Annotated in this window: 21 protein-coding genes; 7 read left to right on the plus strand and 14 right to left on the minus strand. The window is 41.6% G+C overall.

Going from position 1 to position 25,728, the window contains the following annotated elements:
• Positions 1–29: 29 nt before the first annotated feature.
• A complete protein-coding gene (locus ACSFVZ_RS17890) occupies positions 30–656 on the minus strand; it encodes a GTP cyclohydrolase II (RefSeq protein WP_135925848.1) in 627 nt (208 codons plus the stop codon).
• A 331-nt stretch (positions 657–987) separates the two neighbouring features.
• Here ACSFVZ_RS17890 and ACSFVZ_RS17895 point away from each other — a divergent pair, with 331 nt between their 5' ends.
• A complete protein-coding gene (locus ACSFVZ_RS17895; protein WP_199526250.1) occupies positions 988–2,058 on the plus strand; it encodes an energy transducer TonB in 1,071 nt (356 codons plus the stop codon).
• A 29-nt stretch (positions 2,059–2,087) separates the two neighbouring features.
• Here ACSFVZ_RS17895 and ACSFVZ_RS17900 read toward each other — a convergent pair whose 3' ends face one another.
• Complete coding sequence (locus ACSFVZ_RS17900; protein WP_135925850.1) at positions 2,088–2,537, minus strand: low molecular weight protein-tyrosine-phosphatase; 450 nt, start codon at positions 2,535–2,537, stop codon at positions 2,088–2,090.
• A 9-nt stretch (positions 2,538–2,546) separates the two neighbouring features.
• Positions 2,547–3,053 carry a DUF3087 domain-containing protein gene (locus ACSFVZ_RS17905; protein ID WP_435559355.1) on the minus strand — a complete coding sequence of 169 codons (507 nt, stop codon included), beginning with the start codon at positions 3,051–3,053 and terminating at the stop codon, positions 2,547–2,549.
• Positions 3,054–3,156: 103 nt separating this feature from the next.
• Between ACSFVZ_RS17905 and ACSFVZ_RS17910 the strand changes: the two genes are divergently transcribed.
• From ACSFVZ_RS17910 to ACSFVZ_RS17925, 4 genes are all read left to right on the plus strand, one after another.
• A complete protein-coding gene (locus ACSFVZ_RS17910) occupies positions 3,157–3,804 on the plus strand; it encodes an energy transducer TonB (RefSeq protein ID WP_435559356.1) in 648 nt (215 codons plus the stop codon).
• A gap of 6 nt (positions 3,805–3,810) precedes the next feature.
• Positions 3,811–4,362: an RNA polymerase sigma factor gene (locus ACSFVZ_RS17915; protein ID WP_421968077.1), complete on the plus strand. Its 552-nt coding sequence runs from the start codon at positions 3,811–3,813 to the stop codon at positions 4,360–4,362.
• A complete protein-coding gene (locus ACSFVZ_RS17920) occupies positions 4,352–4,951 on the plus strand; it encodes a hypothetical protein (RefSeq protein WP_235382771.1) in 600 nt (199 codons plus the stop codon). The genes ACSFVZ_RS17915 and ACSFVZ_RS17920 overlap by 11 nt, the downstream gene beginning before the upstream one ends.
• Positions 4,952–5,308: 357 nt before the next feature.
• Positions 5,309–6,445, plus strand: coding sequence for a PQQ-dependent sugar dehydrogenase (locus ACSFVZ_RS17925; RefSeq protein ID WP_235382770.1), 1,137 nt, complete (start codon positions 5,309–5,311; stop codon positions 6,443–6,445).
• 245 nt (positions 6,446–6,690) lie between these two features.
• Here the strand turns inward: ACSFVZ_RS17925 and ACSFVZ_RS17930 are convergent, their stop codons facing one another.
• Positions 6,691–8,067 (minus strand): Na+/H+ antiporter NhaC family protein, encoded by a 1,377-nt coding sequence (locus tag ACSFVZ_RS17930; protein ID WP_235382769.1) that lies wholly within the window; start codon positions 8,065–8,067, stop codon positions 6,691–6,693.
• Positions 8,068–8,161: 94 nt separating this feature from the next.
• Positions 8,162–10,609 carry a penicillin binding protein PBP4B gene (pbp4b, locus tag ACSFVZ_RS17935; RefSeq protein ID WP_235382768.1) on the minus strand — a complete coding sequence of 816 codons (2,448 nt, stop codon included), beginning with the start codon at positions 10,607–10,609 and terminating at the stop codon, positions 8,162–8,164.
• Between the two features lie 335 nt (positions 10,610–10,944).
• On the opposite strand from pbp4b, the gene ACSFVZ_RS17940 reads away from it, so the two are divergent.
• Positions 10,945–11,790: a MurR/RpiR family transcriptional regulator gene (locus ACSFVZ_RS17940; RefSeq protein WP_135925859.1), complete on the plus strand. Its 846-nt coding sequence runs from the start codon at positions 10,945–10,947 to the stop codon at positions 11,788–11,790.
• Positions 11,791–12,167: 377 nt separating this feature from the next.
• Complete coding sequence (locus ACSFVZ_RS17945) at positions 12,168–15,188, plus strand: carboxypeptidase regulatory-like domain-containing protein (protein ID WP_435559357.1); 3,021 nt, start codon at positions 12,168–12,170, stop codon at positions 15,186–15,188.
• Between the two features lie 59 nt (positions 15,189–15,247).
• Here ACSFVZ_RS17945 and ACSFVZ_RS17950 read toward each other — a convergent pair whose 3' ends face one another.
• From ACSFVZ_RS17950 to ACSFVZ_RS17990, 9 genes are all read right to left on the minus strand, one after another.
• Positions 15,248–15,685, minus strand: coding sequence for an energy transducer TonB (locus ACSFVZ_RS17950; RefSeq protein WP_295511883.1), 438 nt, complete (start codon positions 15,683–15,685; stop codon positions 15,248–15,250).
• A gap of 101 nt (positions 15,686–15,786) precedes the next feature.
• Positions 15,787–16,965: an exo-beta-N-acetylmuramidase NamZ family protein gene (locus ACSFVZ_RS17955; protein WP_249930256.1), complete on the minus strand. Its 1,179-nt coding sequence runs from the start codon at positions 16,963–16,965 to the stop codon at positions 15,787–15,789.
• Complete coding sequence (murQ, locus tag ACSFVZ_RS17960) at positions 16,965–17,900, minus strand: N-acetylmuramic acid 6-phosphate etherase (RefSeq protein WP_135925862.1); 936 nt, start codon at positions 17,898–17,900, stop codon at positions 16,965–16,967. The genes ACSFVZ_RS17955 and murQ overlap by 1 nt, the downstream gene beginning before the upstream one ends.
• Positions 17,890–18,801: a glucosamine kinase nucleotide-binding domain-containing protein gene (locus ACSFVZ_RS17965; protein ID WP_435559358.1), complete on the minus strand. Its 912-nt coding sequence runs from the start codon at positions 18,799–18,801 to the stop codon at positions 17,890–17,892. The genes murQ and ACSFVZ_RS17965 overlap by 11 nt, the downstream gene beginning before the upstream one ends.
• On the minus strand, positions 18,802–20,370 hold the full coding sequence (locus ACSFVZ_RS17970; protein WP_295511878.1) for a sodium:solute symporter: 1,569 nt from the start codon (positions 20,368–20,370) through the stop codon (positions 18,802–18,804).
• Between the two features lie 80 nt (positions 20,371–20,450).
• Positions 20,451–21,200: a L,D-transpeptidase family protein gene (locus ACSFVZ_RS17975; RefSeq protein ID WP_435559359.1), complete on the minus strand. Its 750-nt coding sequence runs from the start codon at positions 21,198–21,200 to the stop codon at positions 20,451–20,453.
• Positions 21,197–22,309, minus strand: a complete 1,113-nt coding sequence (locus ACSFVZ_RS17980) for a dipeptide epimerase (protein ID WP_235382762.1) — start codon at positions 22,307–22,309, stop codon at positions 21,197–21,199. The genes ACSFVZ_RS17975 and ACSFVZ_RS17980 overlap by 4 nt, the downstream gene beginning before the upstream one ends.
• Positions 22,310–22,317: 8 nt before the next feature.
• On the minus strand, positions 22,318–23,694 hold the full coding sequence (locus ACSFVZ_RS17985; protein ID WP_435559360.1) for an SH3 domain-containing protein: 1,377 nt from the start codon (positions 23,692–23,694) through the stop codon (positions 22,318–22,320).
• A gap of 16 nt (positions 23,695–23,710) precedes the next feature.
• Positions 23,711–25,021 carry a hypothetical protein gene (locus ACSFVZ_RS17990; protein ID WP_435559361.1) on the minus strand — a complete coding sequence of 437 codons (1,311 nt, stop codon included), beginning with the start codon at positions 25,019–25,021 and terminating at the stop codon, positions 23,711–23,713.
• Positions 25,022–25,728 lie beyond the last annotated feature (707 nt).

The raw sequence follows: 25,728 nt of genomic DNA on the forward strand, positions 1-25,728 counted from the left end.
TACTTGTTTATAGTCACCTGTTGTGAAATTTATTCAGGCTTTTTAATTTTTTTAATATCAAGCATGTGCGAACCATGTTTGATTTTCGTTTCGAGGTAAGCACGATTGCCTACTACACCTGCTTTAATATGAGCGTGCGTGCCCACAACAGAGTCAACCTCAATGCCTGCATCACGCAGTGCTTTAAGTTTATTTGGGTTATTGGTCATTAACTTAACGTGCTTTTGCCCAAGAGCCTCTAACATTAAAACCGCATCTGAAAAGTCACGTAAATCATCAGCAAAACCCAAGTGGTTATTCGCTTCGTATGTATTCATGCCTTGTGACTGCAATACGTAAGCATCAATCTTATTGTATAAACCAATGCCACGGCCCTCTTGGCGTAAGTACAGTAAAATGCCGCCTTGCTGATGCATCATTTCGATACACTCATTTAATTGTTCACCACAATCGCAACGTGACGAGTGAAATACATCACCCGTTAAACACTCTGAATGCATGCGAATTAATGGCACATCTTGCTCAGTGTCGGCTTGATTAAATACTAATGCCACATGCTCTTGACCATCTTTTAAACCACTAAAAGATACGATTTCTGCAGGAATATCACTGTTTTTGCCAACATTTAGCTGGACTCTTGCTCTTACTTGCGCCACGACAAATCCAAAATTAAAAAATAAATGCGATACTGCAAATGTGATTACAACAGCTTGAAGGTTGTAAGAATGCAACATACGACGAGTGATAACTAATATTGAGGCAGTTACCAGCAATTCAAGTATTATACACTCAAACCACTTGAAGATACGAGCTTTGCGCTATGAAAGCCGGGGTTTTTACTGCAACAAATAATCTAAAAACATAAACACAAAGCAAGCATTGATGCATCTAAAGCGATTTGATACCTTGTACCTAGTTATGATAACCATTATCATTAACTTGTATCAGTTATCATCCAAAGACTGGGCAGAAATAATAAGGATTATTATGAAAAAGAGCTCACTTGCCTTATGCATTGCATTACTATTTAGTCAGCAAGGCATTGCCAATGAAACGACCGCGCAAGAATTTAACGACACCTATCGCGCTTATGTCGCCGCTGTAGAAAACCAACAAGACAGCAGCGAACTTGCTAAAAAAGCATTTGAGTTAGGTAAAGAGGTTTATGGCGAAAGCGCCGACAACACCGCAAATCTTGCTATTAACTATGCAAACAGCCTCGCTAAAAGCGAACAAGATCAGCGCTTTGAGTTATATCGTACAGCCTACGAAATACTCGAAAAAAACCACGGCAAGCTAAGTGTGCAAGTGTATGACTCATTAATCGGCATGGCAGAATCCACCCCTTCAGCTAAGCGTGCTGATACGTATTTAGATGACGCTATTGCCATAGCTGAAAAGCAAAATTCAGCCAAACTTGTTGCTGACACAAAATTGACTGCGGCACGTATCCTTGCTTATAAAATTAATAGTGAACGCTATTACACAGCAAAGGAATATCTTGAAGAAGCCGATAAATACTACCAAGAAAACTTACCCGATAACGCTGTCGATCGTATTAGCGCTGACTTCTTAGTTGCCGCATTTGCAGAAAGCCAACGTAAATACAGCACCGCCATTGAACGTTTAAATCATGTAGTGAGCGTGTTTGATAAAGAGCTAGACTTTGATCACAAAACGGAACTCGATGCCCATTCCAAGCTGGTTCACTTATACGAAAAAACAGGTAAAAGTGACGAAGCAACCAAACATTGTATAGCGATTGCGAAAATGGTGCCTTGGAAAGAAAGCCAAGAACAAGAGCCGTTATACCGTGTGCCACCTAAATACCCAATGTCAAAAGCTCAACGTATGGAAGATGGCAGTGTCGTGATGGAATTTGAAGTAACCCCGTCAGGCTTTGTAGACAACATAACTGTGGTTGATTCTGAAGGTGGTACTGCGTTTGAAAGAGAAGCGGTTAAAGCAATGAAAAAATGGCGTTATGCGCCTAAGTTTGAAAATGGTCAAGCTATTGCTGCGACTTCTCGGGTGCAATTAGATTTTAAAATCAACTAATAAAAAGAAGGGTCGCAATGCGACCCTTTTTATAACCTGCTTAACAAGTTATCTGCTGCATCCTCAATTAAATCGAGTACCTTTTCGAAACCTTGATCGCCACCATAATAGGGATCAGGGATCTCGCTCTGCCCTGCATCACCATGACTTAAAAACAGCGACAACTTATATTGTAAGTGCTCTGGACACTGGGCTTGTAAATCAGCAAGATTTTGCTTGTCTGCCGCAAGGATTAAATCAAACTCATAAAAATCAGCTTGAGTCACAGGTCGCGAATATATCCCTTTAAAACTATAACCACGCTTTTCGGCTGCTGCTTTTGAACGTGAATCAGGTGGATTGCCTTGGTGATAGCCAATAGTGCCAGCAGAATCAACTTTAACATTGACACCCAATGCCTTGGCACGGCTACGAAGTACCGCTTCAGCAGTAGGTGAGCGGCAAATATTGCCCAAGCAAACAATCAAAACCTTTTTCATTATTCGTCCTTAAAATTGCTTTAAGATTGACTCATCATAACGTTCTGCATCAAGTGACAGGTTGTATTTTTCTGCCACACTATCAAGCTCTGCCTGCTTAATTGCCAACTCATCCATGGTAATGGTGTTGTCATCAAGCTGCCATAACAAACGCGAACCGGCATAGCTGTAATGAATTGCTAATAAAGCATCAGCATTGCCCTCGCGCCCTGCAGCTTTTAACTTTGGCATTTTTCGAGTAATTTTATTTAGCGCTTTTTTTAGCTCCCACACATAGACAATTTCAGTCATGTAATCATGGTTGCGGTATTTATTAAGCACAAAACCCACCAGCAAACTACACACAACAACGCCTAATAGGTTCCAATGAAAATGGCTACCGCTTGGGTCAGGGAATAACGCAATTAATGTTTGTGAAATGGCTAAACTGCCAAAGGCTAAAGCAATTACACAAGCAATAATCACTTGGTTTAAATGTTTACGGTAACGGGCTTTATCTATTTGAATAAGTTTCATAACAACCTAAAAAGTCACACTAAAATTAGTGAAAAAAATTTCACCCCTTTTTTATTTGCCAGCCGTTTTAGCTATGAAAGCAATTATCCAAAGAGGAACGGCTATGCATACATTACCACTAAACTCAGCAAGCTTGAATAACAGCAATACAGCTTTAAAGACAACCGCAGCAATTATTGGTGGCGGTGTAATGACCTTTGCAGCATTTGCATTTATGCAGTACTTAATTTCTGCTGAGCAAAGAGCCGATGTAAAAACAGGCCCAGATATTACGGTTGAAATTTATGAAGTACCAGAAGATTCAAAAGTGCAAGTAAAGCAAACACTGCCGCCACCACCAGTTGCTAAAATTCCACCAAAAACGCCGCCACGCCCAACGAGTGATAATCCAGATACGGTTGTGGTAGCAGATTTAACACCAACGATGACATTCGATAACATTGGCGACACGCTTAGCAAAAGCATTAACCAACCAACGGGAGATGCAACGCCAATTGTACGCATAAATCCTAAATACCCACCGGTTGCAGCCCGCGAGGGGATTGAAGGCTGGGTGCAAATTAGCTTTAGCATTTCACCGACTGGTGAAGTTATCGACCCAGTTATTATTGATGCAGAGCCTAAACGGGTATTTGACCGCGAAGCAATTCGCGCTATTAAACGTTGGAAATATCGCCCTAAAGTTGTTGAAGGTGTGGCACAATTACAAACAAACCAAAGCGTTCAACTTGATTTTAAAATAGATGGATAACGGCCTATGCTAATGAGCATCAAGACATGGTTATTTGACAAGCCAAACACTGATTGTTTGGCGCAGTATGCCAAAACAGGCGACAACCGTTATCTTAACCAACTCGTTGCTCAGTACGGGAACGATCTTTATCACTACCTAGTCACCCAAAGTGATAAAGATCTTGCTCTCGATATATGCCAGCAAACTTGGTTAAAAGTTATTGATAAACGCGACTTTTACAATGAACAGAACAATCCAAAAGCGTGGCTATTTCGTTTAGCACGTAATTTGTTGATTGATGAGTTTCGTAAGCAGCAAAAGTTCGTTGAATTAGAAGACAACCAAGTTTTTTCTGAACCAAAAGGTGCAGAATATCACTACGACTATGAAGCCTTTGATAAAGCACTCATGGCTCTTAGCTTTGTACAGCGAGAAGCACTGACCCTACAGCAAGAAGGCTTTAGTCTCGAAGATATTGTTGCTATTACACAAAGTAACCCAGAGACCATTAAAACTCGGCTGCGATATGCCCGTCAAAACCTGAAACAACAACTAGGAGGCCATCATGAAGCGTAACGACGAGCAACTCGATGCTGATTTACAAGCACATTTTCAAAAGCGTAAAACACAGCACAGCTTTAGCACCGAACAACTTGCACAAATGCAAACGCCACAAGTAACACGGCCTAAAAAACAACGTTTTTTGAAAATACAAATGGCCAGTTTATTTGTTGCCCTAGCATTATTTGGCTTTGTTATGCTTGAATATAATTATCGAGAACTAACAAACATTTATGCTGTTGATCTTTCTGATTATCAATGGGTAGAAGTTCACGAGCTCGACTCTAAAGGCAGTTATGTAAGCAATCTAAAGCAGCAAAAGCAAATGCTAGATACTAACTACCAACAAGCATTAGCCAATCACCAAGCCCGCACCAGCTTCACCGGCCGTCTAGTCAGTGTTGATAACGACTGGTATATCGCCGACTGCGAGCAAAATGTACTCGTACAAATTAAACAATCGCTACTTGAAGAATTACAAAAGCACGGCACCCTAGATACCCATATTCACCAAGGTGACCTACTGGCACTTGACCAAAACAAGCAAGGCCAAATCATCGCACTCAAACAGCTAACCCACGAAACGAAAAAGTGTGCATCTTAATAAAACGAGTTCGCCAGTTAGCAAGGGGAAAGAGTAAAGGAGTACCGTAGGCATGAAATTTATTTCGCGCGATGGCCTCAATCCAACTCTTGTAGGTCGGGCTTAAGCCCGTTAATGAAAAGATAATTTGTCGCCATAAATGACGACCTACATGACGTTCGGTAGAACGGAGTGAAAACAAACAAGTTAATTAAACCCCGAGTTTACTTTATCGGGGTCAAATCAGACGGCTGACTACTCCCCCGCTCCTTACCTCGCTTTTCCTACCAATAATCGCACATTGTTCTAATGTTAATAACAATTTAATGCTGAACCAGCTAGGCTAATAACATCGTGTTTAAATATTATGGAGTTACCATGAAAAGGTCTTTGTTTAACAATTTAATCATTGCCTCAATTAGCTTATCTAGCTTGCAAGCTTGTGCTCAGCCAGAGCAAAAAATTCCACTGGATGCCAGTGCGAATAACTACAAACTAGAATTAGTAAGCGAAGGGATTCAAATTCCTTGGGGTATGGCTTGGCTTAACGAGCGAGATTTACTCGTTACCGACAGACGTGGTGAGCTTAGGTTAATTCGTGATGGTAAACTCGTTGAGCAAACAGTTAAAGGCACACCTAAAGTACATGATGAAGGTCAAGGGGGCTTATTAGATATAGAGCTTGATCCGAACTTTGCCGACAATGGCTGGATTTACTTTTCCTACTCGGGCTATGAAGGTGATGGTGAGGGTTACAATACCTCAATTATGCGCGCTCGCTTTAAAGATATGACTCTTGTCGATCAGCAATTATTATTTGATGGCGAGCCAAATATTAAAACAACGAAACACTATGGTTCGCGTATTGAGTTCGACAAAGAAGGTTACTTGTATTTCTCTATTGGCGACCGTGGCAAAAGAGACGTTCACCCACAAAGCCTAGACTACGATGCAGGCAAAATTCACCGTATCAATAGCGATGGTTCTATCCCTAAATCAAACCCGTTTTATAACCATAATACAACTCACAAAAGCATCTATTCGTATGGACACCGTAACCCACAAGGTATGGCGATGCATCCTGAAACGGGAGTTATATGGAGCCATGAACACGGCCCTCGTGGCGGTGATGAAATCAACATAGTTAAAGCAGGCGCGAATTATGGTTGGCCTGAGATCACCTATGGGATCAACTACATTGGTACAAAAATTACCGACGAAACCAGCCGCGAAGGAATGGAACAACCTGATTGGTATTGGGTGCCATCAATCGCCCCTTCTGGAATGGAGTTTATCACCAGCGATAAATACCCACAGTGGCAAGGTCAAATTGCCGTAGGCTCGATGAAGTTTGGCCACCTTGTGTTAGTGAAGCTAGATGGTGACAAAGTAACAGGCCACAGCAAAGTATTTGAAGGTGTAGGTCGTGTACGTAGCCTCGCCACCCACCCTAATGGTGATCTATACCTTGGTGTTGATGGTGTAGGGATTTATAAAGTTGTACCTAAATCGTAGATTGGGTAGAGCGAAGCGAAACCCAACAAGTTAGCGAGTTACAAGGAAAAAGAGTAAAGGAGTACCGTAGGCGTGAAATTTATTTCGCGCGATGGTTTCTGTCCACACTCTTGTAGGTCGGACTTTGGTCCGTAACTGTTTAAGAATTAAATGTGTCGCAATAAATAACGACCTATGTTTCAAGCAATAAAAAACCACAGACTTCTGTGGTTTTTTGCTTATAGCTTAAAGCTTACAGCTATTACTTATAAAACAATAATACTCGTCACTAGGTAAGCGATAAAGGTTAACGCGCCGCCAAATAAGGCGTATGGCATTTGGGTTTTTACGTGAGTTAATAAATCACACCCTGATGCAATAGCCGATACCGCACTGGTATCTGAGATTGGCGAGCAGTGATCGCCAAACACGCCACCGCCTAAAATAGCAGCAATTACTAATGAAGGTGGTAAACCTAAAGCTTGAATGAGCGGTACACCAATTGGAATAAGAATCGCGAATGTGCCCCATGAGGTACCAGTGGTAAATGAAATTACCGCACCGGTTAAAAATAGCACTGGCACAACCAAGTAAATAGGTAAGAAATCACCCACAAGACCAGCTACAAACACACCCGTACCTAGGTCTTTTAAGCTTGCCCCTAAGGTAAGTGACAGCAATACAATTGCTACCAGTGGTAGCAACTCACCCATACCTTTAAAGCCAATATCAACAAGCTTATGATGAGTAAAGTCGCGAGAGCTAATCATTAAAAAGTAAGCCACAACACAAGCTAAAATAGTTGCATACAGCACTGATTTAGAACCACTGCCACTGGCAATATCGCCATCGCCAGTCCAGAACATAAAGCCAACCATGCTAGCTATTAAGGTAATAAGTGGCACAAGCATATAACGCGCTTTAGAGCCTTTTACTTCTTCAGCCAGCTCGGTTTCTTGTTGTTCAAAATTATCTTCAGCTTGCTTTAATGGCCCATGTACCTTATCAAAAGTAATGGTATAGAACACGATAAGTAAAGTGATAATGGCGTAAAAGTTATAACCTATACTGCCCCAAAGTACTGATACCGCAGACTCTTCCATTTCGTAGTTGCCAAGTAGACCAAGCACGTATGCACCCCAGCCATTTAACAAGATTAAGATACACACAGGTGCGCTGGTACTATCGATAATATAAGCAAGGCGTGCTCGGCTCATTTTAAATTTATCGAATAAACCACGCGATAAAATACCCGAGGTTAATACACTTAAGTTAGATTCAATAAATACTGCAATACCTGAGAACATGGTTAAATAACCAACTTGGCGCTTACTTTTGGCAACCCCTTTGTTCATCAGTAAATTAACGGTAGCAGCGACACCGCCAGATTCACGAATGTAGGCAAGTAATGCACCTATTAAGATACTAAAAATAAGGATACGGCTATTACCAGGGGAACTGGCGACTTCAACAACACGCTCAATGGTATTAATGAAAGTGTAAAATAAGCTATTACCTTCACCATTGATAGCAAGTAAAAACTCAGACGACGCAACCGCGACCAATAACGCCATGATCACTTCTTTGCGCCAAAACACAATTAAGATAGCAATCAAGGGTGGTAAAATTGAATACCAAGACATAAAAACCCTTTTAAATTAAGAACAGCATTTTATTTTTATTATGCGAAAACTCGCTAAGCTTAATGGCTTTACCATTAAACTCAACTTAATTCGACTAGTGATTTAATATACTCTCATAAATCAGTGAGATAATAGAGCCATACTTACCCGTTTCGAAACGTTTACCGACAAACTCGTAATTTTCTTGCGAACCTTCAATAGGTGTATGACGCGCATTAGTTAATAGCACAATAGCAAGGTCGTACTCGGGGTCAATGACGGTCACAGTGCCAGTCCAACCAGTATGACCAAAAGCACGCGGGCTGGCGTAAGGACCAAAATGCCAAGTTCGCGCTTGATGCCCCGCTCGTCGCCACCCTAACCCATAGGTTTCATCACTTGCTTGAGAGTTTGTGAATTGCTCAAGTACTTGTGGCGTAAAAATTTGCTTATTGTCATAACCACCGCCATTGAGTAATACCTGCATAAGCACTGACAAATCACCAGCAGTACTAAAAAGCCCTGCATGCCCCGCTACGCCACCTAAGGCATAAAAGGCTTTTTCATCATGTACTTCACCTTGCAGAACATCGGTTCGAACATTTTCAAATTCAATGCGTCCACCTCGGGTGTTACCATTAATCTCTGTGGCCGCAATTTGTGAGGTTAAAAAGCCTTTTTGCAATGGATTATAAACCGTATGTGTTAAACCAAGCGGTTGATAAATTTGGCTCTCAACATAAGTATCAAGCGCCATACCACTGATGCGTTCAACCAGTACACCTAACAACATATAATCGATATCAGAATATAAGTGTTTTACGTTACGTCCAGCCACGAAGGGAACGCCAGTTAATAACAGGTTTTTAGTACGCAGACTGTTTTGTGAAAAAAAGCGCTCACCAAATTTATTGTCTTTACGATGAAAATCAACCACGGCAGGATAACCAGCACTATGGGTAAGTAAGTCTTTTACTAAACGCTGCTCACGGCCGCTGCCTCTAAATTCTGGTAGGTAATAAAACAGCGGTTTTTCTACGTCGAGCTTTCCTTCGCTGGCAAGCTTCATTAGCGCAAAGTTAGTGGCAAACATTTTTGAGTTTGAGGCTATATCAAACAAGGTATTGTTTTGCATAGCTTGTGGGCTTTTGAGCTCACTGCCATCAGCGTGGTACTTTTTAGCTGCGCCGTAATGGCTTAATTTAATCAGTTTGCCATCTTTAACAACGGCAAGTACCGCGCCCGGAAAGCCCTCTTTAATTTCTTGAGTAATTAATTCATCAACGGCACTAAAGCGCTTTTGACTGCTGTTTTTATCAAGCGTTGGATAAGGAAAGCGTAAGGTTAAGCTTGCCCCTTCAGGCAATACATTCTCAACTTTATAGGTGTTGATGCCATTGTGAGTACGTTTAGCCAAACTGTATTGATATATTTTTTCGGCAGTTAAAGGCGAAGCTATATTGATTTTTTCACCATTAATATAAATGTCGGCGCTGGTTGCGTCTTGGTTTTCAATGATGATCTCACCGCGACCTTTATAGGCGACAAAGGTGCCTCTGTCGTTAACAAGCGCGCGACTGCTTGGATCAAGAGCAGGAATACGGGCTATCACTTGTGCATTAGCCAGTGTTTTTGGCTCTGGCTCAACCGCTTGCTGTTGCTGCTGATATTCTTTAAATAACCGCTCAAGCTTTTTAGGGAAGTATTTATCTAATAAAGCAAACAACACAGCGGCACTTCTGGCATCACTATTCCCACTTACATGCCAAGGCAAAAAGTGCATTTGAAAAGCACTTAAGGCATCTAAAGTTTGCGAATCAAGCTGTCCCGTAGCAATCACCTCATAGCCGTAGCTACGCAGTGCTTTTTGCATTAACTCAACAGAGGGTTTTGATGCACTAAATAATTGCCAATATTTATCAACAGTGTCGCTGTCGTACCACGCACCGATACCCGCTTTATAAAGTTGGTACCAAGGAAAACGCGGGCCCGGGTCGTTCTTACGGCTTGGCGCAATATCTGAATGGCCGATAACTTGAGTTGGGCCAATATCTGGGTTTCGCGCCAAGATATCTTTGCTAAGCTCAATCAACAACTCAATTTGTTTGGCATCATAGTCTGGAAAAATACACAATTTGCTGGCATCGTTTTCCATTGCTGGCTGACTTTGCTCAGGTATATGACAGGTTGGTACATTCACGATTTCAATACCAATTGAATGATCATTTAAATCTTCTCGGCCTTGCCAAAAGCTGCGGCCGGCGTGCCATGCTCTGTCTTTTTCATCAACCAGCTGAATAATTTCTAAATCGTCTTTTGGATAACTTGGATCGCCTGATTCTGGTAATAAATAATGTGAACTTAAGCCCCCTTCATCCACTAACGCACGCATCGACTTTTCGTAATCAATGGCGGTGTAATGCATTACTAAAAACTTTACACGGTGACTGTAATTAGCTGATTGTGTGAAGGTATATTGATGACTGGCACAGCTTACTAAAAAAGCAGCACTACTGAGATAACACAGCTGTTTAAGAAATTTTTTTAAAGGGGTAAAACTCATAACAGATTCATACCTGATGATTTAAGCGTTGACGATTCTCAGCAATACAGTAGCAACACCCACTTAACATGTAAAATATTTTATTTACTAAATAAAGAATAAACAGCATACATTATCGCTAAGTCTCTAAAAATGCAGCTATCTCAACAAATAATCTTGTATCTATTATGGAATAAAACTATATTATTCCATCTAATTAAAGAAAAATATTCCAAACTTAGGTCAAGTAAAACAAAAAATAAGTCGTGGTATCAAAGCAATTACGTATCGCAACTTAAGGTGTGTAGTACATTACTATGCAATGTGACTTAAGTTAATTAAACAAAGTGAGCCCTATGTCTACTTTTGTAAAAATTAAAGCTTTACGCCAGTCTTTATCGAGCAGCGAAGCAAAGCTTGCTGATTTCACACTAAATTCGGCGAATGCTATTCGTAACTTATCATCCGTTGAGCTTGCGAAAGTGGTTGGAGTGAGCCAGTCAAGTGTGGTGAAGTTTTCACAAAAATTAGGTTACAAAGGCTTTCCTGCTTTTAAACTTGCGGTGATTGATGCGCTCAATGACGAAACAAGTGAACCAAAACTACATGGTAAAATCACCCTTAATGACTCACTTGAACAAATCGCAGAAAAATTATTAAGTAGTAAACTGGCTGTACTCACTGAAACAAAGAATCTCAACGAGGCCGTGGCAGTCGAAAAAGCAGTAGAGCTTTTAAAGTCAGCAAAGCGCATACTGATCTGTGGTTTAGGTGGCTCAGCATTAGTTGCAAAAGACTTCTCTTATAAATTACAAAAACTCGGCATGCCTGCAATAGCCGAGCCAGATGGCCACGCGCAGCTTGCATACGTTGCTACCTTTTCAAAAGGTGACTTGGTGATTGCGATAAGTGAGTCAGGTATGACCCGCGAAATTGCTGAAGTAGTTAAACAAGCGAAAAAGAATGACAGCTCAGTGATCTCAGTCACAAAGTTTGGCAGTAGCCCTGTTGCTGACTCTGCTGATGTAAAACTTTACTCAGTGGCTGAAGGTGAGTCTGTGCGTTTATCGTCAATTCTTGCGCGAACAGCACAAGACTTTGTTATTGATATTCTGTTTATCGCTCTCACCCAGTCAAGTCGCCAAGGCCGTAAACTACTGGAACATTCTAATGAAGTTGTCGGTGAATTTAAGAATAACTAATTTCTTAATAAATAACATTTAAGAACAAAAAAGCAGCCTAGGCTGCTTTTTTTTATGATTGAAGCAGACTTTTTCCTCTTACCATAAATCACATCTTTTACTCTTTATCTTTGGGATTAACCCACTGAGTATACAGTCATAATTTCTTACAAAAATAACTTTCTGATAATTGAGCCACCGCTAAAGCGAGCGATTGCTGAACTTTACCTAAAACAGGTTATATATTTTATTCCTAAAAAAAGGTACGTTAATAAAAAAATATTCTTGACCATAGTAAATAACACCTGTTTAATATGTGGGCAACATAATATTAAAGTTCATAAGTCTCAACTGGGTAAGCAGTCCAACAAAGCATATAAATATAAGGACGGGAAACAATGAAACAACATGCATCCACACTCGCAATTAGCTATATAGCCAAAGCGACAAGCAATGCACTTCGTGCAAAGAAAACAGCCTTTACCGGCGTTGTTATGGCCGCGGCTCTAGCCAGCGCACCAGCCTTTGCAAATCTAACCGGTGGTATTAAAGGTAAAGTATCATCACCAGCGACACAGCAGTCACTGGCTGGGATCACAGTAACTGCAAAGAGTAACGTGATGCCAAAACCTCGTACCGTTGTTACGCGTGAAGATGGTAGTTATGACTTACCGCAGTTAAAGCCCGGTACTTATGAACTGACTTTCACCGATAAAAACGGTGTAACGCAAACCATGACTGTCGACGTTTTACTTGAGCAAACATCAAGCTTAAACGTCACTATGGGTGGTGCTAACGAAAACGTTGAGGTTATCACGGTTACCGGCAGTAAGTTATTCCGCGAAGGTAAATCTGCACTCACTAACTCATTAGGTGAAGAAGCAATCAATAGCGTGCCAGTTGGTCAAGATTACCGTGACCTATTAAAACTTGTTCCGGGTGTTGAGCTATCTGAAAACGCAACCCTTGGTCCATCAGCAGGTGGTTCGGGTGTTGATAACTCGTACGGCTTTGACGGTGTTGATGTTTCACTCCCTATGTTTGGTAACTTAGCATCAGAGCCATCAACCCATGACGTTGCCTACGTTACTATGGATCGCGGTGGTGCAAAAGCCGTTGGCTTTAACCGTTCAGGTGGCTTCTCAATCAATACCGTATCAAAATCAGGTACTGACGAATTCCACGGTAATGTTGAATACAAAGTTCAACCTAAGAGCTTAGTGGCGACTCCAACAGGTCAAGAAAGCTATGAGCTTGATAAAAGCTGGTTAACAGCAAGTTTAGGCGGCCCGCTTATTGAAGACACTTTATACTTCTACACTTCTTATTATCGCCCTGAAGAAACACGTACTAATAAAGATACAGCCTATGGTGAAGTAAAAGACTATAAAAATGTCCGAGATGAATACTTTGGTAAGTTAACTTGGGCACCTACTGACGATATTTTAATTAATATTTCACAGCGTACCTCAGAAAAAACCATCGAAGGTCGCTCTGTTGGCGCTTACGAAACTGACAGTGTTTCTGCAGGTGATAAAGCCGATCAAGATATCTTTACCTTAGATGGTTCGTGGCTTTTAGGTGATGCAACAACTCTTTCATTCCAATACAGTAAATTAGAGATAGAGTCTGGTACCACACCTGATACAAAACTACCTGTAGTACCATCGTTAACGGGTCAACTTGACTTAAGTAATCTAACTGAAATGGGTTACTTCAGTGTACCAAGCTTATTAGATGCTGATGATAACTACACAGCAGAGCAAATTGCTGCATACAATGCAGGCGCTGCACCACTCATTGCACAATACGGTTATACCGAAGATGGGCAAATGCGAGGTGGCGGCGGTGTTGGTGCGTATTACCAATACGATAATATCGACTTTTACCGTGATAGCTTTGAGTTAAATCTAGAACATGAATTTAGCTGGGGCGATAGTTACCATACATTACATTTAGGTGGTGAATGGAAAGAAAGTAAAGAAGTTCTGTCTCGCCTTTCAAATGGTTGGGGTAGAATTTCTTATGTTGGCGGCCTAGATGAAAGCTTAGAAGAAGGCAGCTCTGCGCCGGTTATTTACCGTGCTCGCGTGCAACAAATGAGCTTAGTAGCAGGTGGAGATGCGGTTTCTGCTATTAACTCAGAAATGGAAACGCTGAACTTCGAAATCAACGACACCATTGAAGTAGGTGATTGGACTTACAATGTGGGTGTGCTTGTGAGCCGCGATACTTGGTATGGTCAAGGTCTTAAATCAGCATCTGGTACTCTCTCTGGTTATGAGTTAGCACCAGGCGAAAAATACGAAATGTATCAAACAGATTGGACAGATATGATCCAGCCTCGTTTAGGTGTGAATTGGAATTATGCAGATCAAGACTCTGTATTTGCTAACTTCTCAATGTATAACCCTGAAGCAAGCTCATTAGCGCGTGCAGCCTCTTGGGACCGTAATACCCGTGCCGAAATCGAAGTTGAATTTGATGAAGCGGGTAAAGTAATTTACGCAGAGCCGCGTCAAGGTTCATCTGGTAAAGTATTTGCTGATGATTTAACGCCTCGTCAAATCAAAGAGTTTACTCTTGGTACCACTAAATATGTGGGTTCTGATTTAGTATTACGTGCTCATGTTCGTCACCGTAAGGCGTCGCATTTCTGGGAAGATATGCCAAATAATGCGCGCTTAACTGACTACTCTGGTGTTGATGCTGAAGGCGTGCCACAACATATCGCTGATAAAGGCTTATACGTAGATAACCTTGATGCGATCCGTGATGAAATTGGCGGTTCATCATATGTTATTGCCGAAGTAGATGGTGGCGAAACGAAATATTGGGAAGCGAGCATCGAAGCGGAATACCTAGGCGAAAACAGCTATATCAATGCTTCTTATGTTTGGAGTCACTACTACGGTAACTTCGACCAAGATAACACCACAGCAACAACAGATGCGAATACCTTCATTGGTTCATCGAACTATGGTGATGGCCGTGGCCGCTACCCTTGGGATTACAAATACGGCACATTATCAGGTGATAAGCCGCATAAAGTAAAAGTGTATGGTTACTACACTGTGCCATGGGATGCGAACATCGGTGCATACTTTGTATTCCAGTCGGGTAAACCTTGGGAAGCATGGGATGGTTCAATCTATGGCTACTCAAGTGGTACAGCACGTTATGGAGAACCTGCAGGTAGCCGTCGTAGCCCTAGCCATTGGCAGCTTGATTTAAACTACACCCAAGACTTTAAGTTCTCAGGTGACATGGAACTACAATTCCGTGCTGATATCTTCAACGTATTTGACCGTCAAACAGGTTATAACAATAACCCATATGTATCGTCAGAAACCTTTGGTGAGTATCGTAATTACTACAGCCCACGTCGTGTGCAGCTGTCGTTTAACTTCAAGTTCTAAGTTAATCAATCCTGTTGGGGGCCGCTATTGCGGCCCTTTTTTATGCCTCAAGAACAGACTTAAATTGTACAAAATGCTTTTGCTGCATCTATATTAACCGCTTCTTTCATAAAGTAGTCGAGCTGCACAGTGCGAATAATCGCTTGCGACTCGCTGTTACCTGCACTTGCCTGCCACTGCCAACTTTTAAGCGACTCTCGCGACACATCGACAAACAGCCCTTCTGGGAAGCTCTCGACAAAACGGATATCAATCGTATTGCCCTGATTATCAATAGTTATAACAAAGCGCGCACAGCCCGTCTGTTTGGCAATTAAAGCAGCTTTAGGATAGATAGGCTTTGTTGCATGTTTTAGTGTCCACAGCTGCTCTGCTGCGTTTTTATTATCACGTAGATCAAGCGCATCGGTTGAGTTACTTGTTGAGGTGTTGGGGAGTTGTGAGCAGCCAGCTAGTAAAGCGAAAGCAGCAATGCTTAAACTGAAATAAGTCTTCATGGTATATCCTTATAAATCAAGCTCCTGAATATAACACAGCTTTTTATGGATATAAAAAAACGAGGCAAGCGCCTCGTTCTTATTTTCTAGTTACCTAGCTATTATTGATAAAGCAAATACGGAGCTCGCTTTCGTTTAAAAGTACTTAAGTCAGCTTGCCAGCTTTGCTTAATTTGCTGCTCAGTTTGACCTGCTTCAATGGCTAAACGCAATTTATCAGTACCCGCAAGTTTATCCATGAAGCCAGCGCGTTCAAAAAATTCTTGATTATTCGCAGTTAGCTTTTGATAGGCTGAAATAAATAAACTTAAATCTAGACCATGAATATCAGCATCTCGTAAATCTTGACCAAAAACTTCAATCTCTTTGAATTTAGGGTTCATTGATGCGCCTTCAATTGCACGAGGGGTAAAACTAAACTCCCCTAGTTTTATTGGCGAATAGCCCACAACTTGAAACGGAAAATCCGTACCACGGCCAATGGTAATAGGCGTTGCCTCAAAGAAACAAAGTGATGGGTACAACTGAATCGATTGAGCATTAGGTAAGTTAGGGCTTGGTTTTACCGGTAACTCATAGCTCATTGTGCGCTCATAATTAGCAACGGGAACCACTGTTAAATTAAGTTTATCTGCATTGTTTATCCATCCCTCACCTTTAATCATTTGAGCCAGTTCAGCCACTGTCATACCATGTAAAACAGGAATTTCATGCATACCAACAAACGAACGAAATTGTGGATCAAGGATAGGCCCATCAACATAAGCAATATTCGGGTTAGGTCTGTCTAATACGATAAATGACTTATCATTCTCAGCTGCCGCTTCCATCATGTAGTGCATTGAGCTGATGTACGTGTAAAAGCGCACACCAACATCTTGAATATCAAATATAATGACATCAAGATCAGCAAGTACTTCAGGAGTTGGCTTTTTATTACTGCCATAAATAGAAACAACATCAATGCCTGTTTTTGCATCAACAGTACTTTTTACATGTGCGCCTGCATCATGATCGCCGCGAAAGCCATGCTCAGGTGCAAATATTTTACTTACCTTAACTCCCCTATCGAGCAATAAATCAACTAAATGCTGACCATTAATCTCTGAGGTTTGATTAACCACTAAACCAACGCGTTTACCTTTAAGGGCTGGTATATAAGCGTCGTAATTTGCAGCACCAACTTGCAATGGCAAGGTGTTTTCAGAGACTTGTTGTGGAGTCTCTTTACAGCCTAACAGTGATAAACAACTGATAATCATAACAACTAAAAAGCGCATTATTCCTCCACCGCTTTACGTAAAAAACCATCAGCTTTCGATAGAAGCTCTTTAGCATCAACTGCCGATTTTCCTGTTAGTACAATTAAAATGGCTAATTTGGCACTTTGCTCTGCTTGCTTTAACGCATCAACTGCTTGCTGCTGCGTACAATCAGTCGCTTGCATCACGATACGTATAGCGCGGGCATGCAACTTTTCATTGCTGGCATTCACATCGACCATTAAATTTTTATACACTTTGCCTGTACGTATCATGCTGGCGGTACTTAACATGTTTAATACAAGCTTTTGTGCTGTGCCCGATTTCATTCGAGTTGAGCCTGTTACAGCTTCAGCTCCGACCACCGGACAAATGCCAATTTGTGGTAAACACATGACCGCTGAATTAGGATTACAAGTCACACCTACAGTTACACAACCTATTGATTTTGCATATTCAATTGCAGAGCACACATAAGGTGTGCGCCCACTGGCAGCTATGCCGACAACAACGTCGCGGCTCGTTAAGTTGGCATTTTTTAAATCTTCAATAGCTAAGGTCGTGCTATCTTCAGCGCCTTCAACAGCCTTTTTAAAGGCCGTATCACCTCCTGCGATAATTCCTTGCACTTGCTGATCATTCACACTGTAAGTAGGAGCACATTCAACCGCATCCAAAATACCTAAGCGACCGCTGGTGCCAGCACCAATGTAAATCAACCTACCGCCTTGCTGAAACGCTTCTACAATGTGATCTACCGCAGCACTTATTTGCGGAATAACAAGTTTTACTGCCGCAGCCACTTTATGATCTTCATTATTGATTTTAGTGAGGATCTCAGTAGTGCTGAGCAAGTCAATATCCAAAGTGTCAGGGTTTTGTCCTTCTGAGACAATGCCATTTAACTCTTCGAGTAATTCACGTTGTTGCTTAAATACGTGCTCAGGGCTCATTGGGTTGTCCTTCTTCAATAATGTCATAATAATGCTTTGCCGCTAAAATTGAGGCGCCAGTTAAAGAATCTCCCTTACAAGGAGATAGGTCATTTTGTAAGGCCTGTGGTAATAATGGTTGGCTCACCTTCGCAAGACCACCTATTAAAATTACCGGTAAAGGTGAGTTGCCTCTGCTTTTGCTAATTAACTCAACCACTGACTGTGTGTGTTCTGCCAAAACACTTTTTGCCACCTTACATTCATCTTGTAAGCTAAACACCAACGGACTAAATGCTGCGTAATCTGCGGGTTTAGCAAGTTTAAGCCAATCACTAATTGCTTGACGAGTACATCCTAGCTGCTCACTCAAGCGAATCGTTAAAGGGCTTTTTGGTAAATCAAAACTATCTATATCGTTTAATAAATGCTGTACAGCCATAAGGCCAATGCGGGCACCACCACCAAAGTCATCAACAGTGAACCCCCACCCCCCAACCAATTTAATTTGATTTTGAGCCGTTAATCGCGCCCCGACAGCTCCCGTGCCAAGAGCTACGACAACGCAAGGAGCACCTAAATTTGCCCCATACAGTGAAGTAGTCGCATCACTTGTAATCTCTAAGTAAGCAAATTCGATTTCATAAATAAGCTTGAGCATTACTTTGACTTGCTCAGCAAGGCTTACTGACGAACCTCCAGCAAGCCCCATAACGGTAACTATATCGCTAGGCTTAACATTGCTTTGTTCGCACACCTCGCGCGTCACTTTAACAATGTTTTCAACTGCTAAATCAAGATCATTCGACAGTGATGCAGAGCCAGCCTGAGCGCGAAATTGCTTACCCGTTGCCAGCTCTTTAAGCTCAGCTACCACCTTAGTGCCACCGCCATCGATGGCTAAAATATATGATGGCGCCATTTATGCCGTTGCCTCATTGCTTGCTTTTCCTATACAGCACACTAATGTGGCAAGCAAGGTGCCAATACATAATTGCCACGTAAACCCTAAGTAAAAGCGCATAGATTCAGGCAGTAACCAATCAATCATGTAAGGTTGCATGAATAGGGTCACCATAAATCCTGTAATTAAGGCAGCTAATACTGACCCTTCACTGCCACGCTTGGTAAATAAAGTTGTAAAGTACACCCCTAATAAACCACTGTAGGAAAAGACCATTACGCTTAGAGCAAATTTTAATAATGGCATATCGCTATACTGCTGCCAGAAATAACAAAGAATAGCCATTAGCGCTAAAGCAAGACTTACCAGCGCCATACCCACACGACCTGCTTTAACAAAGTGCTGATCGCTGACTCGCTTATTGGCTTTCTCTAAATATGGGCGATATAAATCTTGCACGATGACTGAAGACATCGAACTAAGCCCAGAGTTCAAAGTAGAAATAGCGGCTGCAATAATACCGACACTCACTAAGCCTTTCACTCCGGCTGGTACTTCGTTTAATACGTAGTACATAAAGATAGTGATTTTTTCACCGTTAAACTCTTGAACAACCGTTTGTCCAGCTTCGCTATTCATTAATGCTGGTTGCTGATAAACAATATAAAGCAGCAAACCAATAAAGATGAAAATAGCCATAACCGGGATCACCATTACCACTGAAAGTAGTAAAGCTTTACTGCCCTCTTTCGGGCTTTTACAGGTTAACAAACGTTGTGTCATATCTTGATCAAGACCAAACGCGGCAATATTTAATAACACAAAACCAGTTAGAACAGAGGCCATGTTGAACACCCCTGACGGGCCAAAGTCTAAATCAAACTTAAACAGCGCGAGTTTTGAGTCTGCCCCTGGGCTTGGTTCATTTAAGGTTGCAATAATGGTTGAAAAATCGGCTGGAATAACGCTCAGCAAGCTCCAAATAACCGCAATAGCCGCACTCACATAGACAATGCTTTGCAATACATCAGAATAAATAACGCTGCGGATCCCGCCCAAAAAGGTATACAACAAACCTGCTAGTGCCAGCACTAGAGTGGCTACAACCACACTGTCTGCATCGATATTTCCGTATAAAATCATCGCAACAGCAATCGCTGCCATATATAAACGAGCACCACTTGCAAACACTCGGCCAAATAAGTACATCAAGCCGCTGCGTCGCTTTGCTTTAGGACCAATGCGTTTTTCTAATAACTCATAGACCGTATAAACTTTTTGCTGATAAAACTTTGGAATTAAGAATGCAGAAACAATAAACGCCGCAATAAAGGCACCAATATTGGTAGCAATATAAGAAAAGTCTCCTTGGTAGCCTTGATCTGGCCCACCAATAAAAGTGGCAGCTGACTGAGAAGTAGCCAGTACAGATATCGCAACCATCCACGTTGGCATGCTATTTCCGCCTAGAAAAAAATCTTGGCTTGAGTTAGCACGTTTGCGATTAAACCACCAACCACTTAACAACAAAATTGCTGCGTAGCCTGCGAATACTAGCCAATCGAGTAAAGCGTAATTTGCACTCATTTATTATCCTAACCCAAACCTTAATGGAATATATTATTCCATTATTATGACAAAATTAAAATACTTTTATTTTATTATTTTTAGTTACCTAGGCTAGGTAATTGCCACTGACTTTGTTTTTGCTGATATTGCGCTTTGGTCAGGCTTACCAGTAATGGCTTTTTACGCTCATCAAGCCAGGCTAGTAATGTGTCCATATCGCTTTCAGTCATCGCTGTACAACCCGCAGTTGGTTTACTAGGTGCTCGCCACAAATGCATAAAGATACAGCTGCCCGCGCCATTAATATTGCTTGGGTTATGCTTAACAACAATGCCTTTTTTATAGAGATTATCTTGGCTATAAATATCTCGGCGCATCCACTCCGAAGAATCCTTAACCGCCTCTTCACCAACAACCGCCTTATCAACTAGTTGGTTATAAAAGGGTGAGCCTTTCACATCGATACAATAGTCGTTAGCAGTCATTGCTTGATAGTTAAGGTTTGTTTGCAGTGAATCTAAATAACCGAATGCTGTACCTAACTCAAAAATGCCCGCAGGCGCTTTACCATCACCCTCTTGTTTTTGCTGTCCAGGTTGTGACGGATGTAGCCCTACCCCCCAAGCAAGCCCTGTGCGGCCAAGCACCACAGCATGTTGCTGGCCTTGTTGTTGCCAGCTACCAGCATTTTTTTCAAAGCGATACAACGTGGCATCAATAGCATCACTGTCATTAGCGACCACCACCACGAGCTGCTGATGACTGTTATCAATGACTGGTTTAGGTGATTCTACGCTTGCACAAGCGGTTAAACTCATAGCTGCAATAAGACTGACTAGTTTTTTCATGCTGGCCATACTCCGTTTGTTATTAGTTCTAGACCGTTTATTGACTCAATACCAAGGCCGGGGGCATCCGATAAGTTAATTTGTGGACCGTTAAATACAACCCCACCTTGAACCGGGTCGTATTGACCAAGCGCAGGGCCGTCGAGGTCTATTTTGCTTATTTGTTGCGCTTTGGCTGAAGCTAAATGCGCTGCACCTGCCACAGCAATACTGCCCTCTAACATACAGCCAATCATACACTCCGCTTGGTATTGGGCAGTGATATTAGCAATCTCAATTGCTCGACTTAAACCGCCCGTTTTCATTAGTTTAATATTGATAATATCAACTGCGCCAAGCTCTAAAAGTTGTATTACTTGCTTAGGTGAAAAGGCGCTTTCATCGGCCATGATCGGAGTGTTCACTCGCTCAGTAATATATTTGAGCCCTTGAATATCACTGCTTTTTACTGGCTGCTCAACCAACTCTAACACCACACCTGCTTGCTCAAGTTGTTGCAGTGCAAACACTGTTTGTTTGGCATTCCACCCTTGGTTTACATCTAAACGTAACTGCGCCTTAGCGGCAAACCCTGCGTGAATTGCTTTTACACGTTCAATATCTTGATTAAGGTTATTGCCGATTTTTATTTTTAATACATCAAAACCTTGCTCAACCGCTCGCTGACAGTCATTAAGCATTTTATCTATGTTATCTACGCTGATGGTAATATCAGTCTTTAACTCTGACTTACCACCACCAAGTAACTTATATAAAGGCGCTCTGTAGAGTTTGCCCCACAAGTCGTAAACCGCTAATTCTAAAGCCGCTTTTGCGCTGCTATTACCAATCACCGTTGATTGAATAATGTGAGTAAGCTGGTTGATGTTTTCGATTTCATGCCCTATCAGTTTAGGAGCAATAAACTGCTGAATCACCGCTATCATGCCTTGATGTGTATCACCTGTGATAACGGGAGTTGCAGCAGCCGAGCCATAACCGACTTGACCACATTCGGTGTCTATTAAAACCACTAGGTCTTCAATAAAACTCACTTCTCTAAGCGCTGTTTTAAATGGCGTGACCAAAGGCACTTTAAGTTTCGCAAAACGAACTGCTTTAATTTTCATACAAGCCTCTATCGAATACGCTTAATGTTATAAACACGGTCTAGGTAACTTGTTTCTTGAGATAATCGCAGGGGTAACAAGGGGGTAACCGATACGCCATTAAGCGCACTACTATAAAAGCTGCCATCGCCTTTGTTATAGCCTAAGCCTTTCACATCATGAATAACATACGGCTCGCCTTGGTGCTCTCCTAAATACATCATCACGTGACCTGGAATATAAATAAGATCGCCAATCGCCATATTTTTAACCACCGGTAATTTTGCGTCTGCGGTCGTATTTTTATCAAAGCGATTATTTTGTCCGTATTCACTACTGCCTTGCTGGCCTGAATTACGTGGCATTAATAAGCCAAAACTTTTATAAATTTCGCCTACAAAGCCTGTACAGTCACGGCCATTGTAATCATGTCCCCAGCCATAACGTTCACCTAAAAACTTAAAACCTTGTTTTATTAGGTTTTGCTCGTTGTATTCTAAGTAACCTAAATTTACGTCGGCGGTTTTACTGATCATCGCCGGTTTTATAACAAGCTGGCCTTGCTCATTGCGGGTGGGCAGCTGAACAACATGGCTTGCATACGTGTTTTGACCATTGAGCAAATTAGGTACTTGTTCGTTATCAAGCAAAGGTAAACGCACACCCATATCTAGTTGGACTTCTGAGCTTGCAGTGTCGTTAGGCACATAGGCGGTATTTACTTTTGCGCCGGTTACAACCAAAAAGTTATCTTGCTCTCGATAAGCTTTAATTTCATCGGCGTCAGCAAAAGCGATATCTTCACTAGGAGCCCATGCTAAATAGTTGTAAGCACGAACTAAGAGCCATTTTTTATCTGCACTTTGATGCAATACAGCAACAGCTTCACCCGGGAACATGCCGCTTTCTTGAAAGCGATCTAAGTCTTGATCAAGACCACTATTTAATACCCGGTCCCAGGTTGGAAAAGTGCGCAGAGCAGTTCGCTTAACAACCATACCAAAACGAACCTTGTTACTACTGGCCACTTTATTAAGGTTTAGGTTAGCTTGATATTTGGCGAAGTCTTTGGCGGTTAACTGTCTACCATCAGTAAAAAAACGCGGACTTTTAGGGATAGAGCTTGCAGAGTGAATCGCGCTTGTTAATTCCTCTTTACTCAATGTTGTTTGAAATGACAGTGGATCAACAATGTATTTATTTTCTTTAATCAGCTTTTCGTTAAAGGCTGTAATTTGCGCCTCTGTCATGATCATTTTTGCCGATGCACCTTTCGCTAACCAGTAATTGGGCGAAAGTTGCGACTGAGTAACCGCAATAACATCTGATTGCCAGCCCTCAGCATGAATAGGTGCACAAAAGGCTACACCTAAAGTAATTGATAACGCGATAATTGAACGACGCATAGCTGTTCCTTAATTCTTATTGAATGCGTGAATCTAATAATTTTGTAAACGCATGCTGCAACTTTTGCTGCATTTGCTTACCGACTTTTGGCAAATTGGCTTCGTCAGCTCCGCCTATTGACTGCTGCACGCTGAAAGTAAATTCACGGCCACCTTGATAATTTCCTAAACACACATGTGCAAGCATCACTGTTTCTGTGGTTGAGCGCGTTTCACTTGGACCCCAGCCTATTTTTTGCCAAACACGCCATTGTCCATTAGTTGCAGTGTCGAGCACCTCTTTTGCAGAGCGACTATCATTAGGGGCTATAACATTTGCCAATGCATTTGTAACAATGTGGCTTATACCCACCATCATACCGCCAACCTTAGCATGTTGATCGGTATGTCCTGTGCCGTTAAGTAGCACATCTACATCACTACTTTGTAAATTAGGCATTTGCGTAATTGGCTCACGTTGATGACTTACTAGTCGCTTTAACCATTCAGCTTGAGCAAGTGTGGTCATTGCTTTATTACCCGTTAAACCACAACTATCACAACGATACCGTAAATAACCGGGATCATCACTGCTTGCAGTGTAACGGTCTATCTTTACAGCAAACTCTTTATTTATCGGGTTATGCCAATAGTCGTCTGATGGGGCAAACTGCTCTGAGCCATATGCACCGTTAAACAACAAACGTTGATCCTGCAGTTTCAGCCAGCCCTCATTAAAAAGCCCACGTAAGTATTCTCGCCCTGCCACATTAACAAAATAACTGGCAATAGCATTTGAATTACCATCGGCTTTACCAAATGCTTCGTAACTATTAATACTGCTGATCAAATCAGCCAGTGCTGTATCTCCTGCAAACACAGTTGCACCTAGCTCAGGGTGAGCTTGCCTCACTCTTGATAACGCGCCAGTAAATGCTTGAATTTTTGATGAGCTCCAAGGTTCATAAAGCTCATTGTGACTACCATCACTTAAATAACGGTAAGCAAGTTGCCCACTCTTAACCTGATAATCTATCAATAACAACTTGCCTGGTTGCAGAGGATCTGCAAAGTACAGCCAGTCAGCAGCCACGCGAGATTGCCAATCTGCTTGTTGATAATTCACCTGCGATGCTGTTTTATAGTCTTTTGCATCATCATCATTATTTAAACTTAAACAACCAGTATTTGTTAAATCAGCAGGAAGAATTGCTGGGGCTAGCATGACCCTATCAAAGTACTCTTCATCAGACAAAACAACCTTACTTGCACTTGTTTGGCAACCCGCTAGCAATAAAAAACCACATGATAAAGCTAGCCGCTTTTGAAATGCAGCTTTAGTATTCATAAACTAAAATTCCCATTAGTTATTATTTTTGGAATATTTTATTAAATCTAACACAATTTGACCGTGAAGCAAGTTAACTGGGATTTATTGCTAAATATCAAGAAAATATGAAAGTAAAAAGGTACAAAGTGAAACGAGCAAACTTACCATGCACTTTTTGCTAGTGTCATTTGAAGCTACTTATACCGATACGCTTAATTAACTGGTCTATTGTTGTGAATTGCTATTAAACGCGGGATATAAAAAAATAATATGGCGGACGCGGGACGTATTTTGAAACAGTGAACCTTAGGCTGCGTGGTTCAAAGTTGCTCTAAGAGAAATGAACGCGATATAAAATTATTGCATCAAGTTTATATTGAGCATTCAAGCTTCTACGCGAATTTCAGGCACAAAAAAACCGACTTTCGTCGGTTTATGTCACTTTCAAGAAGAAAGTGGCGGACGCGGGACGTATTTTGAAACAGTGAACCTCCGGCTGCGTGGTTCAAAGTCGTTCTAAGAGAAATGAACGCAATAAAACGTTGTGTTTATTCGCAACTGAAGCCTCTCCTAAAACCAATCCTATGCGAATTGCAGGCACAAAAAAACCGACTTTCGTCGGTTTGATTCACTTAGCTCTACTTGAGAGAAAGTGGCGGACGCGGGACGTATTTTGAAACAGTGAACCTCCGGCTGCGTGGTTCAAAGTCGTTCTAAGAGAAATG

The organism is Pseudoalteromonas nanhaiensis (assembly GCF_051235485.1).
Lineage (GTDB): Bacteria > Pseudomonadota > Gammaproteobacteria > Enterobacterales > Alteromonadaceae > Pseudoalteromonas > Pseudoalteromonas lipolytica_C.